Genomic DNA, 16,592 nt, shown 5'->3' on the forward strand with positions numbered 1-16,592 from the left:
GGAGGAACGATGGCGGACCGCTTCGGTCCCGCACACGACCGGGACGAGGACCTCATGGACCATGGTGCGGCGGACCATGGTGGGGCTTCGTGCAAGGAGCCGATCCGGGTCCTGGTGGTGGACGACCACGCGCTCTTCCGGCGCGGTCTGGAGATCGTTCTCGCGGCTGAGGAGGACATCCAGGTCGTCGGCGAGGCGGGTGACGGCGCTGAAGCGGTGGACAAGGCCGCCGATCTGCTGCCCGACATCGTGCTGATGGACGTACGGATGCCCAAGCGCGGTGGCATCGAGGCCTGTACCTCCATCAAGGAGGTGGCGCCCAGCGCGAAGATCATCATGTTGACGATCAGCGATGAGGAGGCCGACCTCTACGAGGCGATCAAGGCCGGGGCCACCGGCTATCTCCTGAAGGAGATCTCGACCGACGAAGTGGCGACGGCGATCCGGGCGGTGGCCGACGGGCAGTCCCAGATCAGCCCCTCCATGGCGTCGAAGCTGCTCACCGAGTTCAAGTCGATGATCCAGCGCACCGACGAGCGCAGGCTCGTACCGGCGCCGCGGCTCACCGAGCGTGAGCTGGAGGTGCTGAAGCTGGTGGCCACCGGGATGAACAACCGGGACATCGCCAAGGAGTTGTTCATCTCCGAGAACACCGTGAAGAACCACGTCCGCAACATCCTGGAGAAACTGCAGCTGCACTCCAGGATGGAAGCCGTGGTCTACGCGATGCGCGAGAAGATCCTCGAAATCCGCTGAGGGCACCCGCTGAGCGCATCCGCTGGGGGGGCATCCGCTGGGGAGTGGATGGCCGGGGTCGCTACCGGGCCGCGTCCAGTGTCCCGGCCAGGGCCGCTGCCAGCGGAGCCCGCAGCTCCGGTTCGTTGATGCGCTCCACCCGCACGTCCGTGCACCCCACCCAGCCCGCGGCTTCGGTCAGCGCCTCGGCCATCGGCCGCACCGCCTTCCGGTCGGCCAGGGAGATCTGCCTGGCCACCAGGGTGGTGCCCTCCCGCGCGGGGTCGACCCGCCCCACCAGCTTCCCGCCGGCCAGCAGCGGCATGGAGAAGTAGCCGTGGATCCGCTTGGGCTTCGGCACGTACGCCTCCAGCCGGTGGGTGAAGCCGAAGATCCGCTCCGTACGGGCGCGTTCCCAGACCAGTGAGTCGAACGGCGAGAGCAGCGTCGTACGGTGGCGGCCGCGCAGCGGGGACGACAGCGCCTCCGGATCCGCCCAGGCCGGTTTGGACCAGCCCTCGACCTTGACCGGGACCAGGCCCGAGTCCGCGACGACCGCGTCGAACTGCTCGGCCTTGAGGCGGTGGTAGTCCGCGATGTCCGTACGGGTCCCCACCCCCAGGGACTTACCCGCGAGCGCGACCAGCCGCCGGACACACTCCAGGTCGTCCAGCTCGTCATGGAGCAGCGGGCCGGGGATCGCGCGCTCGGCCAGGTCGTACACCCGCTTCCAGCCGCGCCGCTCGGTGCACACCACCTCTCCGTACATCAGGGCCCGCTCGACCGCGACCTTCGACGCCGACCAGTCCCACCACTCGCCGCCGTTCTTCGCGCCGCCCAGTTCGGTGGCCGTCAACGGCCCCTCCGCGCGCAGCTGCTTGATCACGGTCTCGTAGGCCGACTCGGGCAGCTCGTGATTCCAGTGCGGGCGGTCGCGGTAGGCGCGGCGGCGGAAGGCGAAGTGCGGCCACTCCTCGATGGGCAGGATGCAGGCCGCGTGCGACCAGTACTCGAAGGAGCGGCCCCCCGACCAATACGCGTCCTCGACGGTCCTGCGCCCGACGGCGCCCAGCCTGGCGTAAGGGATGAGCTCGTGCGAGCGCGCCAGGACCGAGATGGTGTCCAGCTGCACCGCGCCGAGATGGCGCAGCACCCCGCGGACCCCGCCCCGCCGGTCGGGCGCGCCCAGGAATCCCTGGGCTCGCAGCGCTGTCCGGCGGGCTTCGTCGGCGGAGAGTTCGACGGCTGGGGGCGGCACAGGAGTCATGCCCCGAACGATAGGGGGCAGCACTGACAGCCGGGGGCGGGCCGGTGGATCCGGATCAGGAGCGGTGGACCTGGTCAGGACCGGCGGATCCGGATCAGGGCCGGCGGATTCGGATCAGTGGAGCAGGCCGATCGCGGTGCGGGGGCCCGGGCGCGCAGGCGGCGGATGCGGTCCGCGTGCAGGCGGCGCGGTTCACGGCCCTGCCGGAAGGTACACGTGTTCCGTGGGCAGCCCCAGGTCGGAGGGGAGTATCGCGCCCAGCCAGGCGTCTCGGCGGGTGCCCTTGTTGAGGAGGTCCGCGCGCAGCACCCCCTCGACGCGGAACCCGGCCTTCTCCGTCACCGCCCGCGACCCCGTGTTGCCGACCTCGGCCCGCCACTCCAGCCGCTCCGCGCCCAGCTTGGTCAGCGACCAGTGCGTGAGTACGGTCACGGCCTCGGCCATGTATCCGTTGCCCCGGTGCTCCTTCGCCATCCAGAAGCCGATCTCCCAGGTGCCTGCCTGTCCGCGCTGGAACACGGAGATCGCACCGATCAGCCGGACGTCCGCGCGGGCCAGCACGGCGAAGGCCAGACTGGTGCCCGCCCGCCAGCCGTCCGGGACCATCCGTACGGTGAAACTCTCCGCGTCCTCGCGCCGGTAGGGGGACGGGACGATCGTCCAGCGCTGGATGTCGGGGTCCTGACAGGCCTGGAACACGGCCTCGGTGTCAGCGGCGGTGAAGGGGCGCAGCAGCAGCCGCTCCGATGTCAGTGTTATAGGGTCCATCGGCTGATTCTGCTGCCCGTGCGGAGCAGGTGCCATGGCTTTTTCGGGGTTCTCCCGGCACCTTCCGTACGCCCCGACCGTTGTCCTGAGCGGCAGGCCTCCCGGCGCGGCGGGGTCCTCGCTTACGATGGCCGTTGCTCTACCCCGGTTTGCCGCGTGAAAGTAAGCCGGGCTCCCTGGTCGGTCTGTTTCTCCGGCCCGGGTCCGGGGGTAGCACCCCGGGAGGTTCAGACCATGAACTCGACCGCGCCAGGCCCGACCGGCAAGGAGACCAACCCCCGTGTCCGTCTTCAACAAGCTCATGCGTGCAGGCGAAGGAAAGATCCTGCGCAAGCTGCACCGCATTGCGGACCAGGTCAACTCCATCGAAGAGGATTTCATCAACCTCTCCGACGCCGAGCTGCGGGCCCTCACCGACGAGTACAAGGCGCGGTTCGCCGACGGCGAAAGCCTCGACGACCTGCTGCCCGAGGCCTTCGCGACGGTCCGTGAGGCCGCCAAGCGCGTCCTCGGCCAGCGCCACTACGACGTACAGCTGCTGGGCGGCGCTGCCCTGCACCTCGGCTATGTGGCCGAGATGAAGACCGGCGAGGGCAAGACCCTGGTCGGCACGCTCCCCGCCTATCTGAACGCGCTGTCCGGCAAGGGCGTCCACCTGATCACGGTGAACGACTACCTGGCCGAGCGCGACTCGGAGATGATGGGCCGGGTCCACAAGTTCCTGGGGCTCGAAGTCGGCTGCATCATCGCCAACATGACCCCGGCGCAGCGCCGTGAGCAGTACGCCTGCGACATCACGTACGGCACGAACAACGAGTTCGGCTTCGACTACCTCCGCGACAACATGGCGTGGGCCCAGGACGAGCTCGTCCAGCGCGGCCACAACTACGCCATCGTCGACGAGGTCGACTCGATCCTGGTCGACGAGGCGCGTACGCCGCTGATCATCTCCGGCCCGGCCGACCAGGCCACCAAGTGGTACGGCGACTTCGCGAAGCTCGTCACGCGGCTGACCAAGGGCGAGGCGGGCAACCAGCTCAAGGGCATCGAGGAGACCGGCGACTACGAGGTCGACGAGAAGAAGCGCACGGTCGCCATCCATGAGCCCGGTGTCGCCAAGGTCGAGGACTGGCTCGGCATCGAGAACCTCTACGAGTCGGTGAACACCCCGCTCGTCGGTTACCTCAACAACGCGATCAAGGCCAAGGAGCTCTTCAAGAACGACAAGGACTACGTCGTCATCGACGGCGAAGTCATGATCGTCGACGAGCACACCGGCCGTATCCTCGCCGGCCGACGCTACAACGAGGGCATGCACCAGGCCATCGAGGCGAAGGAAGGGGTGGACATCAAGGACGAGAACCAGACGCTCGCCACGATCACCCTGCAGAACTTCTTCCGTCTGTACGGCAAGCTCTCCGGCATGACCGGTACGGCCATGACCGAGGCCGCCGAGTTCCACCAGATCTACAAGCTCGGTGTCGTGCCGATCCCGACGAACCGGCCGATGGTCCGCATGGACCAGTCCGACCTGATCTACCGCACCGAGGTCGCCAAGTTCGACGCGGTCGTCGAGGACATCGCGGAGAAGCACGAGAAGGGCCAGCCGATCCTGGTCGGCACCACATCGGTCGAGAAGTCCGAGTACCTCTCGCAGCAGCTCTCCAAGCGCGGTGTGCAGCACGAGGTGCTCAACGCGAAGCAGCACGACCGGGAGGCGCCGATCATCGCGCAGGCCGGCCGCAAGGGCGCCGTCACCGTCGCGACGAACATGGCCGGACGAGGTACCGACATCAAGCTCGGCGGCAATCCGGACGACCTCGCCGAGGCGGAGCTGCGCCAGCGCGGCCTGGACCCCGACGAGAACGTCGAGGAGTGGGCCGCGGCCCTGCCCGCCGCACTGGAGAAGGCCGAGCACGCGGTCAAGGCCGAGCACGACGAGGTCAAGGACCTCGGCGGGCTGTACGTGCTGGGCACCGAGCGCCACGAGTCGCGCCGTATCGACAACCAGCTGCGCGGCCGTTCCGGACGACAGGGCGACCCGGGCGAGTCCCGGTTCTACCTCTCGCTCGGTGACGACCTGATGCGGCTCTTCAAGGCCCAGATGGTCGAGCGCGTCATGGCGATGGCCAATGTGCCCGACGACGTGCCCATCGAGAACAAGATGGTGACGCGGGCCATCGCTTCGGCGCAGTCGCAGGTCGAGCAGCAGAACTTCGAGACGCGTAAGAACGTCCTGAAGTACGACGAGGTGCTGAACCGCCAGCGTGAGGTCATTTACGGCGAGCGCCGCCGGGTCCTGGAGGGCGAGGACCTGCACGAGCAGGTGCAGCACTTCATGGACGACACCATCGACGCGTACATCCAGGCGGAGACGGTCGAAGGGTTCGCCGAGGAGTGGGACCTGGACCGCCTGTGGAACGCGTTCAAGCAGCTCTACCCGGTGAAGGTCACGGTCGAGGAGCTGGAGGACGCGGCGGGCGACCGGGCCGGCATCACCGCCGAGTTCATCGGTGAGTCGATCAAGGACGACATCCATGAGCAGTACGCGGGCCGCGAGGAGCAGCTCGGCTCCGAGATCATGCGTGAGCTGGAGCGCCGCGTGGTCCTGTCGGTGCTGGACCGCAAGTGGCGTGAGCACCTCTACGAGATGGACTATCTCCAGGAGGGCATCGGCCTCCGTGCCATGGCGCAGAAGGACCCGCTGGTCGAGTACCAGCGCGAGGGCTTCGACATGTTCAACGCCATGATGGAGGGCATCAAGGAGGAGTCCGTCGGCTATCTGTTCAACCTGGAGGTTCAGGTCGAGCAGCAGGTCGAGGAGGTTCCGGTCCAGGACGCGGCGGAGAAGCCCTCCCTGGAGAAGGACGCGGTGCCCGCGGGTGCGCGTCCGGAGATCCGGGCCAAGGGCCTGGAGGCCCCGCAGCGGCCCGACAGGCTGCACTTCTCGGCCCCGACCGTGGACGGTGAGGGCGGTGTCGTCGAGGGCGACTTCGAGAACGAGGACGGCCCGTCCCGCTCCGAGGCGGACGGGATGACGCGCGCCGAGCGCCGCAAGGCACAGAAGGGCGGCGGCCGGCGCCGCAAGAAGTAGCGGCGGCAGCGGCGCGAGCCGCATGTCGTAGGGGCCGGGCCGGACACCGCAGAAGCTGCGGTGTCCGGCCCGGCCCCTACCGTTTTCGGGTCATACGCCGACGCGTTCGCCGCCCAGCTCCACCGCTGCGCACCGCCAGCGCAGATCGCCGCCCTGTTCGAGCCGGAACGCCATCGCCTGTACGTGCTCGCCCGAGCCGATCCTGGCGAACGCCTCGATCACGCCGGGCGCCGGGACGAACTCGCCGCAGTGGCGTACGACGGGCCGCACCCCGGGCCCTCGCAGCGGTGTGCCGGGTGCCAGCAGCACGAGCTGGTCGTAGGCCTCGCCGATGGTGTGTCCGAGCATCCAGTGGACGGGCCGCTGCCCGCTGAGCACGGCGAGGAGCCGCTCGGCGAACCAGTAGTGCGGCTTGAGCCGACGGCGCTGGATCGGGGTGGTGCCTGGCCTGTGCTGGTCGTGCCGGCCCGCCGGCCTGGTCCGCTGCATGAAGTGAGTGCCCCCGCTCTGCCGGGCCCGGTTTCGATACCGGGCGGTAGCTTCTGCTGAGCCTCTTGTACGGGGGGCGGCGAAGCTGTGGCAAGGGAGCGGGCGGTGTGCGGACGGTGCTGTTCGGGATCACCTATCCGGGTGACGGGGCCGGTGCCACGGGCGGATGCGGCGTGCTCCCGGACGTCGCCGGGTGGACGCCGTACCGGGCTGCTCCCGGCGCCACGAAGGGGGACCCGGTACGTATCCTGGGACCCTCTTCATCAGGCATCACCGGGCTCTGCCGGGCCGCCTTCCGGTCCTCCGGACGGAGCCCGGGGCGCCCATCCGACGACGAAAGCGGCCGGCCATGCGTGTGTACGTCCCACTGACCCTCCCCGGTCTCGCAGCGGCGCACGCGGCGGGCGAACTGGGCCCAGGACCGCTGACCGCCTACGCCGTGACGCCCGGCCTGCGGGAGTGGTACGTCTCCGACGACATCGAAGAGCTGGAGTACGCGGCGCTCAACCGGGCCGCATCGGCCTCGCTGCGGCTGCTGGCCGGGGCCCCGGGCGTCGCCCGCCGCCGGGTGGTCGTCGCTGTCGACGTGCCGGACCAGGACGCGGTGGCCGACCCGGACCGCGGTCTCGACGCGAGTTCGCTCGGTGAGGTGCGGATCGCTTCCGCCGTGCCGCTGACGAAGGCCGCGGCCGTCCACGCCGACGCGGACGACGCCGAGCCGGACGTCGCGGCCGCGGCTGCCGCCCTGGGCGCCGCCGATCACGGTGACGACGACGCGCAGTTCACGGTGGACGGCGCCGAGGACCACGAACTGCTCTGGTTCGGTGTGCAGGAGATCCCGCATCTGATCGCCTGATCCCTGCCCGGTCACGGTCTGCGGGGTCCGTTGTCAGACCCCCCGCGTACCGTTGTCGAAGTGGGGAAAGCGGGGCACGGGCGGTGCCCCGCATGGTCCGGGAGAGGTTCGAACGGGGGGCTGGACATGAGCGGGCTGGACATGAGCGCGGACGTGGACACCGGGTCGGGTGCCGCACCGGCGGGGACGCACATCGTCTGGGACTGGAACGGGACGCTGTTCCACGACATCGACGCGGTGATCGGGGCGACGAACGCCTCGTTCGGCGAGGTCGGTATGGCGCCGATCACGCTGGAGCGCTACCGGGACCTGTACTGCGTGCCCGTTCCGCGGTTCTACGAGCGGCTGATGGGCCGGCTGCCGACGGACGCCGAGTGGGCCGTCATGGACGAGGCATTCCACCGGCACTACTGGGCGCTGGCCGAAGGGGCGGGGCTCGCTCCGGGGGCGGAGCAACTGCTCAGGGACTGGCAGGCGTCCGGGCTCACCCAGTCGCTCTGTTCGCTGGCGCCGCACGACCAACTGATACCGATCGTGCGGACACACGGGATCGAGCGGCGCTTCCTGCGCGTGGACGGCAGGACCGGCCCGTCGAACCGGGGGAAGGCGGAGCACATGGTGCGCCACCTGGCCGGGCTCGACGGTGTCGTTCCCGAGCGCGTCGTGGTGATCGGTGACGCGGTCGACGACGCGGTGGCGGCCGCGCACGCCGGGGCACGGGCCGTGCTGTACACGGGCGGATCGCACAGCCGGGCCAGCCTGGAGACCGCCGGGGTGCCGGTGGTGGACTCGCTGGCGGAGGCGGTCAGTACCGCACGCGACTGGGCACTCTGACCGGTTTCCGCACCTGGCCGAAGTGTCGAAGTGCGGGATGCCGACTTGTACAGATGCGGCCGGTGACGTCCACCGGTCCGGGGGCGATAGCCTAGGTCCCGTGATCAGCGCGATATCTCGCGGGGGCATTGACGCCTCTGCCCTGCGCCCGGAGCACTACGGTGTCCGGGTCATCGCTGGCACCCCTCACCCGGACCGGCCTTCGAAAATGGCCAATAACGTCGCGGGTATCTCTCAATGCGGCATAACGTCGACTTCGACCGGATACCTCGCGTCGTGGTCGTGGCGTTGCACCGCTTCTTTCACCTACGTCACGCAACGGCGCGCGACAGGAGCCAGAGGACATGCAGACCAAGCTGGACGAACCCAAGGCAGAACTGCTCGCACGCGCGGCCCAGGTGGCTGAGAACAGCCCGACCGGGGGGCAACTTCCGGGTGGGTCCACGAGCGGGGGGAGTCCGGACCGGGACACCGTCCTTGCGTACCTTGAGCGCTACTACCTGCATACCGCTCCGGAGGACATCGAGAACCGCGACCCCGAGGACGCGTTCGGAGCGGCGCTCTCGCACTACCGGCTGGCCGAGAAGCGCCCGCAGGGCACCGCGAACGTCCGGGTGCACACCCCGAGCGTCGAGGAGAACGGCTGGACCTGCAGCCACACGGTCGTCGAGGTCGTCACCGACGACATGCCGTTCCTGGTCGACTCGGTCACCAACGAGCTGACCCGCCAGGGCCGCGGCATCCACGTCGTGATCCACCCGCAGCTCCTGGTACGCCGTGACGTGACCGGCAAGCTCATCGAGGTGCTCGGCAAGGACGAGACCGGCGAGGGCCTCCACGACGCCCTGGTCGAGTCCTGGATCCATGTGGAGATCGACCGCGAGACCGAGCGCGCCGATCTGAAGCAGATCAGCACGGACCTCCTGCGGGTCCTCTCCGACGTACGGGAAACCGTCGAGGACTGGGACAAGATGCGTGACGCCGCCGTCCGCATCGCCGAGGAGCTGCCCACCGAGCCGACCGCGGCCGATCTGCCGGTACGCGAGGTCGAGGAGTCCCGCGAGCTGCTGCGCTGGCTCGCCGCCGACCACTTCACCTTCCTCGGCTACCGCGAGTATCAGCTGACGGACGAGGACTCACTGACCGCGGTGCCCGGCACCGGGCTCGGCATCCTCCGCTCCGACCCGCACCACAGCGTCGACGAGGAACACCCGGTCTCGCCGTCGTTCGGCAGGCTGCCCGCCGACGCCCGCGCCAAGGCCCGTGAGCACAAGATCCTCGTGCTCACCAAGGCCAACAGCCGCTCGACGGTGCACCGCCCCAGCTACCTCGACTACGTCGGCGTGAAGAAGTTCGACGCCGAGGGCAACGTCATCGGCGAGCGGCGCTTCCTCGGGCTGTTCTCCTCCGCCGCGTACACCGAGTCCGTACGCCGGGTCCCCGTCATCCGCCGCAAGGTCGCCGAGGTCCTCGAAGGCGCGGGCTTCACGCCCAACAGCCACGACGGCCGCGACCTGATGCAGATCCTGGAGACGTACCCGCGCGACGAGCTGTTCCAGACGCCCGTCGACCAGCTGCGCTCCATCGTCACCAGCGTGCTCTACCTCCAGGAGCGGCGCAGGCTCCGGCTCTACCTGCGCCAGGACGAGTACGGGCGCTACTACTCGGCGCTCATCTACCTGCCGCGCGACCGCTACACGACCGCGGTGCGGCTGCGCCTCATCGACATCCTCAAGGAGGAACTCGGCGGCACCAGCGTCGACTTCACCGCACGCAACACCGAGTCCATCCTCTCCCGGCTGCACTTCGTCGTGCGGGTCCCCGCGGGCACGGAGCTGACCGAGCTCACCGACGCCGACGCGGACCGGATCGAGGCCAGGCTCGTCGAGGCCGCCCGTTCCTGGGCCGACGGGTTCAGCGAGGCCCTGACCGCCGAGTGCGGTGAGGAGCGCGCCGCCGAACTGCTGCGCCGCTACGGCCAGTCCTTCCCCGAGGGCTACAAGGCGGACCACTCGCCGCGTGCCGCCGTCGCCGACCTCGGCCACCTCGAACACCTCCAGCCGGGCGAGAAGGACTTCGCGCTCTCGCTGTACGAGCCGGTGGGCGCGGCTCCCGGCGAGCGCCGCTTCAAGATCTACCGGATCGGCTCGCAGGTCTCCCTCTCCGCGGTGCTCCCGGTGCTCCAGAAGCTGGGTGTGGAAGTCACCGACGAGCGCCCGTACGAGCTGCGCTGCGCCGACCGTACACATGCCTGGATCTACGACTTCGGGCTGCGGATCCCGCAGATCGAGGGCGTGGGCGGCGACCACCTCGCCGACGACGCCAGGGAGCGCGTCCAGGACGCGTTCGCCGCTTCCTGGACGGGCGAGGCGGAGAACGACGGCTTCAACGCCCTGGTGCTCGGCGCCGGGCTGACCTGGCGGCAGGCGATGGTGCTGCGCGCGTACGCCAAGTACCTGCGCCAGGCCGGATCGACCTTCAGCCAGGACTACATGGAGGACACCCTCCGCAACAACGTCCACACCACCCGGCTGCTCGTCTCGCTCTTCGAGGCCCGGATGTCGCCGGGCCGCCAGCGGGCCGGCACCGAGCTGACCGACGGGCTGCTCGAAGAGCTCGACGGCGCACTCGACCAGGTGGCGAGCCTGGACGAGGACCGCATCCTGCGCTCCTTCCTCACCGTCATCAAGGCGACGCTCAGGACCAACTTCTTCCAGAGCGCCGACGAGAGCGGCGACCGCAAGGGCCGGGGCACCGAGCAGGGCACGTACCACCCGTACGTCTCCATGAAGTTCGACCCGCAGGCCATCCCCGACCTGCCCGCGCCGCGCCCGGCGTACGAGATCTGGGTGTACTCGCCGCGCGTCGAGGGCGTGCACCTGCGGTTCGGGAAGGTCGCCCGAGGCGGGCTGCGCTGGTCCGACCGGCGTGAGGACTTCCGTACGGAGGTGCTCGGCCTGGTCAAGGCGCAGATGGTCAAGAACACGGTGATCGTGCCGGTCGGCGCCAAGGGCGGCTTCGTCGCCAAGCAGCTGCCCGACCCGTCCGTGGACCGGGACGCCTGGATGGCCGAGGGCATCGCGGCGTACAAGACCTTCATCTCCGCGCTGCTCGACATCACCGACAACCTGGTGGCCGGTGAGGTCGTCCCGCCCACCGGTGTCGTACGCCACGACGAGGACGACACCTACCTCGTCGTCGCCGCCGACAAGGGCACCGCGACCTTCTCCGACATCGCCAACGCGGTCGCCGAGTCGTACGACTTCTGGCTCGGGGACGCCTTCGCGTCCGGCGGCTCCGCCGGCTACGACCACAAGGGCATGGGCATCACGGCCCGCGGCGCCTGGGAGTCCGTCGAACGGCACTTCCGGGAGCTCGGCCACGACACCCAGACCGAGGACTTCACCACGGTCGGCGTCGGCGACATGTCCGGCGACGTCTTCGGCAACGGCATGCTGCTCTCCGAGCACATCCGCCTGGTCGCCGCCTTCGACCACCGGCACATCTTCATCGACCCGACCCCGGACGCGGCGACGTCCTACGCCGAGCGGCGCAGGCTGTTCGAGATGCCGCGCTCCTCGTGGGCCGAGTACAACACCGCCCTGCTCTCGCCCGGCGGCGGCATCCACCCGCGCAGCGCCAAGTCGATCCCGCTCAACGCACACGTCCGTGAGGCGCTCGGCATCGAGTCGGGCGTGGCCAAGATGACCCCGGCCGACCTGATGAGGGCGATCCTCAAGGCCCCGGTCGACCTGGTGTGGAACGGCGGCATCGGGACGTACGTGAAGTCCTCCGCCGAGTCCAACGCGGACGTCGGCGACAAGGCCAACGACGCCATCCGGGTCAACGGCGAGGACCTGCGCGCCAAGGTCGTCGGCGAGGGCGGCAACCTGGGTCTGACCCAGCTCGGCCGTATCGAGTACGCCAGGTCGGGCGGCGACGGCACGGGCGGCAAGATCAACACCGACGCGATCGACAACAGCGCGGGCGTGGACACCTCCGACCACGAGGTGAACATCAAGATCCTGCTCAACGGGATGGTCACCGAGGGCGATCTGACCGTCAAGCAGCGCAACAAGATCCTCGCGTCGATGACCGACGAGGTCGGCGCCCTGGTCCTGCGCAACAACTACGCGCAGAACACCGCACTCGCCAACGCCGAGTCCCAGGCGCCGTCGCTCCTCCACGCCCACCAGCGCTTCATGCGCAGGCTGGTCCGCGACGGACATCTGAACCGGGCGCTGGAGTTCCTGCCGACCGACCGCCAGGTCCGTGAACTGCTCAACGCGGGCAAGGGGCTGAGCCAGCCCGAGCTGGCCGTGCTCCTCGCGTACACCAAGATCACCGCCGCTCAGGAGCTGATCACCACCGATCTGCCGGACGACCCGTACCTGCAGAAGCTGGTGCACGCGTACTTCCCCAAGCCGCTGCGTGAGCGCTACCCCGAAGCGATCGCGGGGCACGCCCTGCGTCGCGAGATCATCACGACGGTCCTGGTCAACGACACGGTGAACACCGGTGGTTCGACCTTCCTGCACCGGCTCCGGGAGGAGACGGGCGCCTCGATCGAGGAGATCGTACGGGCGCAGGCCGCGGCCCGTGAGATCTTCGGCCTGGCCGAGGTGTGGGACGCCGTCGAGGAGCTGGACAACAAGGTCGCGGCCGATGTCCAGACCCGTATCAGGCTGCACTCGCGCCGGCTCGTGGAGCGTGGTGCACGCTGGCTGCTCGGCAACCGTCCGCAGCCGCTCGACCTGAGCGAGACCATCACCTTCTTCACCGAGGGTGTGTCGAAGGTCTGGGGCGAGCTGCCGAACCTGCTCAAGGGCGACGACCTGGAGTGGTACCAGGGCATCCTGGACGAGCTGACCGCCGCGGGCGTGCCGGAGGAACTGGCCGGCCGGGTGGCCGGGTTCTCGGGGGCCTTCCCCGCGCTGGACATCGTGGCGATCGCCGACCGTACGCACAAGGACCCGATGGCCGTCGCCGAGGTGTACTACGACCTCGGCGACCGGCTGGCGATCTCCCAGCTGATGGACCGGATCATCGAGCTGCCGCGGGCCGACCGCTGGCAGTCCATGGCCCGCGCCTCCATCCGTGCGGACCTGTACGCGGCGCACGCCGGGCTCACCCTCGACGTGCTCTCGGCGGGGAACGGCGCATCGAAGCCGGAGGAGCGCTTCGAGGCCTGGGAGGAGAAGAACGCGTCGATCCTGGGCCGTGCGCGCACCACGCTCGACGAGATCCAGTCCTCGGACGCCTTCGACCTGGCGAACCTGTCGGTCGCGATGCGGACGATGCGCTCGCTCCTGCGGACGCACGTCTGAGGCGCTGAGGCGCCTGAGGCGTCGGAGCATGATGCGGGGGCCCGCCGCGTGCGTGCCCGCGTGGCTCTCGGCGGGCCCGCCGTGTGCGTGCCCCCCCCCGCGTAACCCAGGGGGCACGCGCCGTGCGTGTGCCCCCGTCGCGGCCCTGGCCCCGGCCCGTCTGTTGTCAGTACAGGCGGGCCGGGGCCGCTGCGTCTCCCAGCGGCGGTAGCGGTGGCGATTGCGGCGCCGGGCCGTGGCCTGCTGCCGGGGAGCTGCTGATGCTGCCGGGGCCCGCGCCCGTGCTGTACCGGCTGATCACCGGGAACGGTCTGCCCGCGGGCTGCCGGCCGGGTGCGGCCGCGCTGCCGGCGGGCGGGGAACGACCGGACCGGGTGCTGCTCCGGCTCCGGAGCAGCACCCGGCGGGGCGGCTGAGTACGACGGGCATGGGCCGGCCGACCCGGCGGGGCGGCCGAGCGCAATGGGCTGGGGCCCGGGTGCCCGCAGGCGTTACTTCTTGGAGGTGAACTCCTCGTAGGCGGCGACGACTTCCTCCGCAGGGCCGTCCATCCTCATCGTCCCCGACTCCAGCCAGATGGCCCGCTCGCAGGTCTCCAGGATCGACTTGTTGCTGTGGCTGACCAGGAAGACGGTGCCCGCCGACTCGCGCAGTTCGGCGATCCGGTCCTGGCTGCGGCGCTGGAACTTCGCGTCGCCGGTGGAGAGCGCCTCGTCGATCATCAGCACGTCGTGGCTCTTCGCCGCGGCGATGGAGAAGCGCAGCCGTGCGCCCATGCCCGAGGAGTACGTCCGCATCGGCAGCGAGATGAAGTCGCCCTTCTCGTTGATGCCGGAGAAGTCCACGATCTCCTCGTAGCGGTCGCGGACCTCCTCGCGGGTCATCCCCATGGCCAGACCGCCGAGGATCACATTGCGCTCGCCGGTCAGATCGCTCATCAGGGCGGCGTTGACGCCGAGCAGCGACGGCTGGCCCTGGGTGTAGACCCGTCCCGACGCGGCGGGCAGCAGCCCGGCGACGGCCTTCAGCAGGGTCGACTTGCCGGACCCGTTGGAGCCGATCAGGCCGATGGCCTCGCCCTTGTGCGCGACGAAGGTCACCCCCCGGACGGCGTGCACCTCGCGGGTGCCCGGCCGGGGTTTGCGGGAGACGATCCGGTTGAGGGCGGAGGTCGCGCTGCCCTTGCCGGATCCGGTGCCCTGGATCTTGTAGACGATGTGGAGGTCGTCGGCGATGACGGTGGGGGCACCGAGGACCACCGGTGCCGGGGCCTGGGGCACGGTGAAGGGCGTCATGGTCGGCGTCAAGGTGTCCGTCGGGGTCGGGTTCAGGGTGTTCACCGGGTTCTCAGCCACGTCCGTACTGCTCCTCTGCCTTCCAGAAGTAGATGAAGCCGCCCACGCCTGCCACGACCGCCCAGCCGATGGCCAGCGCCCAGACATGCGGCGGGAGCTGGTTGGCGTGGTAGCTGTCGATGAGCGCGTAACGCATCAGGCCGATGTAGACCGCGGCCGGGTTGGACTGGAGCCCCAGCAGGACGAGGTGCGGCAGGTTGTCGTGCGCCAGCACCTTCTTGATGCTCCACATCACACCCGAGACGTACATCCAGGTGCGCAGGATGAACGGCATCAGCTGCGAGACGTCCGGGGTCTTGGCCGCGAGCCTGGCCATGACCATCGAGATCCCGGTGTTGAACAGCGCCTGGAGGGCCAGTGCGGGGATCGCGAGCAGCCAGCTGATCTTCGGGTACTCGCCGAAGCAGACCAGGATGACGACCAGCGCGCCCATCGAGAACAGCAGCTGCTGGAGCTGCTGGACGGCGTACGCGATCGGGAGCGAGGCCCGCGGGAAGTGCAGGGCCCGCACCAGGCCCAGGCTGCCGCTGATGGCGCGGGTGCCCGTCTGGATCGAGTTGCTGGTGAACGTCCAGATGAAGACGCCGGTCACCAGGAACGGGATGAAGTCGGGGACGCCGTGGCTGGTGCCGAGCAGGACGCCGAAGATGAAGTAGTAGACGGCCGCGTTCAGCAGCGGCGTCATGATCTGCCAGACCTGCCCCAGCTTCGCCTGGCTGTACTGCGCGGTCAGCCGGGCGGTGGCGAAGGCGGTGATGAAGTGCCGGCGCCCCCAGGTCCTGCGGATGTACGTGAACAGCGGGGGGCGGGCACCGCTGATGGTCAGGCCGTGCTCGGCGGCCAGCGCGGCCAGATCCTGCGGGGGCTGCGGGGAGACCCTCGGAATCGCCGCCTCCGTGGCGGGCGCGTTCCGGGCTGTCGTGGGGATCACAGCATTCGCTTTCGACGGAGTTCGACGGGATTCACGGGATTCACAGGGAAGGGCGGCTATGAGCGCGCCCCCGACATACGTCGCAACGGATCCGTATCGTCGTAACGCCGAGGTTAGGACGGATCGACGTCGAAACGCAACCGTCTCGTCGCGACGAATAGGTAAACTTCTCCCCATGGCATCCCCTGATCCCCGTACGACTGAGCCCCGTACGACCCGCCGGGCCCCCGCCGGGGCCGCCGTGCTCCGCGAGGACGTGACGGAGGCGATCCGTGCCGCCGTCTTCGCGGAGCTGGCGTCCGTCGGGTACGCGCGGATGTCCATCGAGGCCATCGCCCGCCGGGCCGGCGTCGGCAAGACCGCGGTCTACCGCCGCTGGAAGTCGAAGCTGTATCTGGTCCTCGACCTGGTCACCGCGTTCGCGGCGCAGGGCCTGCCCGCACCCGCGACCGGCTCGCTGTACGGCGATGTGCGCGCCCTGCTCGCCGTGGCGTCGACGGCGCTGCGGCACCCGGTCGCTTCCCAGGTCATCCCCGATCTGCTGGTCGAGGCCGCACGCCAGCCGGAGATCGCGGACGCGATCAAGGCGGCGCTGCTCGACAACCAGAAGGGTGTCGCCGCCGCGGTGGTCCGCGACGCGGTGGCCCGCGGCGAGCTCCCTGCCGACGCCGACCCCGCGCGGGCGCTCGAACTGATCGTGGGGCCGCTCTACTGGCGGCTCGCGGTGGTCAGGGACGACCTGCCCAAGGGCTATCTGGACGGACTCGCGGCGGCCGCGGTGGCGGCGCTCAAGGCGTGAGGGCGGCCGCTGAGCAACGGTGAAACGAGGCGGATCGGCCCTGTACACGAGAGGGCCACCCGGCGGGCCGGATGTTCCCGGCGATAGTACTGTGCACCCGCAACGAGAGATCGCCGGCGCAGAGCAGTGGGAAACGA

At 69.6% G+C, this 16,592-nt stretch carries 12 protein-coding genes; 7 read left to right on the forward strand and 5 right to left on the reverse strand.

What is annotated here, in order from left to right; genetic code table 11:
- Positions 1-9: 9 nt before the first annotated feature.
- A complete protein-coding gene (locus tag OG385_RS20575) occupies positions 10-756 on the forward strand; it encodes a response regulator transcription factor (RefSeq protein ID WP_266856431.1) in 747 nt (248 codons plus the stop codon).
- A gap of 61 nt (positions 757-817) precedes the next feature.
- Here the strand turns inward: OG385_RS20575 and OG385_RS20580 are convergent, their stop codons facing one another.
- A complete protein-coding gene (locus OG385_RS20580; RefSeq protein ID WP_266856434.1) occupies positions 818-2,002 on the reverse strand; it encodes a winged helix-turn-helix domain-containing protein in 1,185 nt (394 codons plus the stop codon).
- A gap of 192 nt (positions 2,003-2,194) precedes the next feature.
- Positions 2,195-2,770: a GNAT family N-acetyltransferase gene (locus OG385_RS20585; RefSeq protein WP_266856436.1), complete on the reverse strand. Its 576-nt coding sequence runs from the start codon at positions 2,768-2,770 to the stop codon at positions 2,195-2,197.
- Positions 2,771-3,050: 280 nt separating this feature from the next.
- Here OG385_RS20585 and secA point away from each other — a divergent pair, with 280 nt between their 5' ends.
- Positions 3,051-5,864 carry a preprotein translocase subunit SecA gene (secA, locus tag OG385_RS20590; protein WP_266856438.1) on the forward strand — a complete coding sequence of 938 codons (2,814 nt, stop codon included), beginning with the start codon at positions 3,051-3,053 and terminating at the stop codon, positions 5,862-5,864.
- A 90-nt stretch (positions 5,865-5,954) separates the two neighbouring features.
- Here secA and OG385_RS20595 read toward each other — a convergent pair whose 3' ends face one another.
- The gene (locus tag OG385_RS20595; protein WP_266856440.1) at positions 5,955-6,353 is read right to left on the reverse strand and encodes an Rv3235 family protein; all 399 of its coding nucleotides are present in this window, start codon (positions 6,351-6,353) and stop codon (positions 5,955-5,957) included.
- Between the two features lie 349 nt (positions 6,354-6,702).
- On the opposite strand from OG385_RS20595, the gene OG385_RS20600 reads away from it, so the two are divergent.
- The 4 genes from OG385_RS20600 (at position 6,703) to OG385_RS20615 (ending at position 13,786) form a co-directional block, all read left to right on the forward strand.
- On the forward strand, positions 6,703-7,209 hold the full coding sequence (locus OG385_RS20600; protein WP_266856442.1) for a hypothetical protein: 507 nt from the start codon (positions 6,703-6,705) through the stop codon (positions 7,207-7,209).
- 141 nt (positions 7,210-7,350) lie between these two features.
- Entirely contained in the window at positions 7,351-8,043 is a 693-nt protein-coding gene (locus tag OG385_RS20605) for an HAD family hydrolase (RefSeq protein WP_266861030.1), read from the forward strand.
- A gap of 344 nt (positions 8,044-8,387) precedes the next feature.
- A complete protein-coding gene (locus OG385_RS20610; protein WP_266856444.1) occupies positions 8,388-13,370 on the forward strand; it encodes an NAD-glutamate dehydrogenase in 4,983 nt (1,660 codons plus the stop codon).
- A 260-nt stretch (positions 13,371-13,630) separates the two neighbouring features.
- A complete protein-coding gene (locus OG385_RS20615; protein ID WP_266856446.1) occupies positions 13,631-13,786 on the forward strand; it encodes a hypothetical protein in 156 nt (51 codons plus the stop codon).
- A gap of 75 nt (positions 13,787-13,861) precedes the next feature.
- On the opposite strand, the gene OG385_RS20620 is transcribed toward OG385_RS20615, so the two are convergent.
- The gene (locus tag OG385_RS20620; protein WP_266861031.1) at positions 13,862-14,665 is read right to left on the reverse strand and encodes an ABC transporter ATP-binding protein; all 804 of its coding nucleotides are present in this window, start codon (positions 14,663-14,665) and stop codon (positions 13,862-13,864) included.
- A gap of 52 nt (positions 14,666-14,717) precedes the next feature.
- Positions 14,718-15,611 (reverse strand): ABC transporter permease, encoded by an 894-nt coding sequence (locus OG385_RS20625; protein ID WP_266861032.1) that lies wholly within the window; start codon positions 15,609-15,611, stop codon positions 14,718-14,720.
- Positions 15,612-15,831: 220 nt separating this feature from the next.
- Between OG385_RS20625 and OG385_RS20630 the strand changes: the two genes are divergently transcribed.
- On the forward strand, positions 15,832-16,455 hold the full coding sequence (locus tag OG385_RS20630; protein ID WP_266856448.1) for a TetR/AcrR family transcriptional regulator: 624 nt from the start codon (positions 15,832-15,834) through the stop codon (positions 16,453-16,455).
- Positions 16,456-16,592 lie beyond the last annotated feature (137 nt).

Origin of the sequence: Streptomyces sp. NBC_01306, from assembly GCF_026340465.1 — a bacterium.
Classification (GTDB): Bacteria; Actinomycetota; Actinomycetes; order Streptomycetales; family Streptomycetaceae; genus Streptomyces.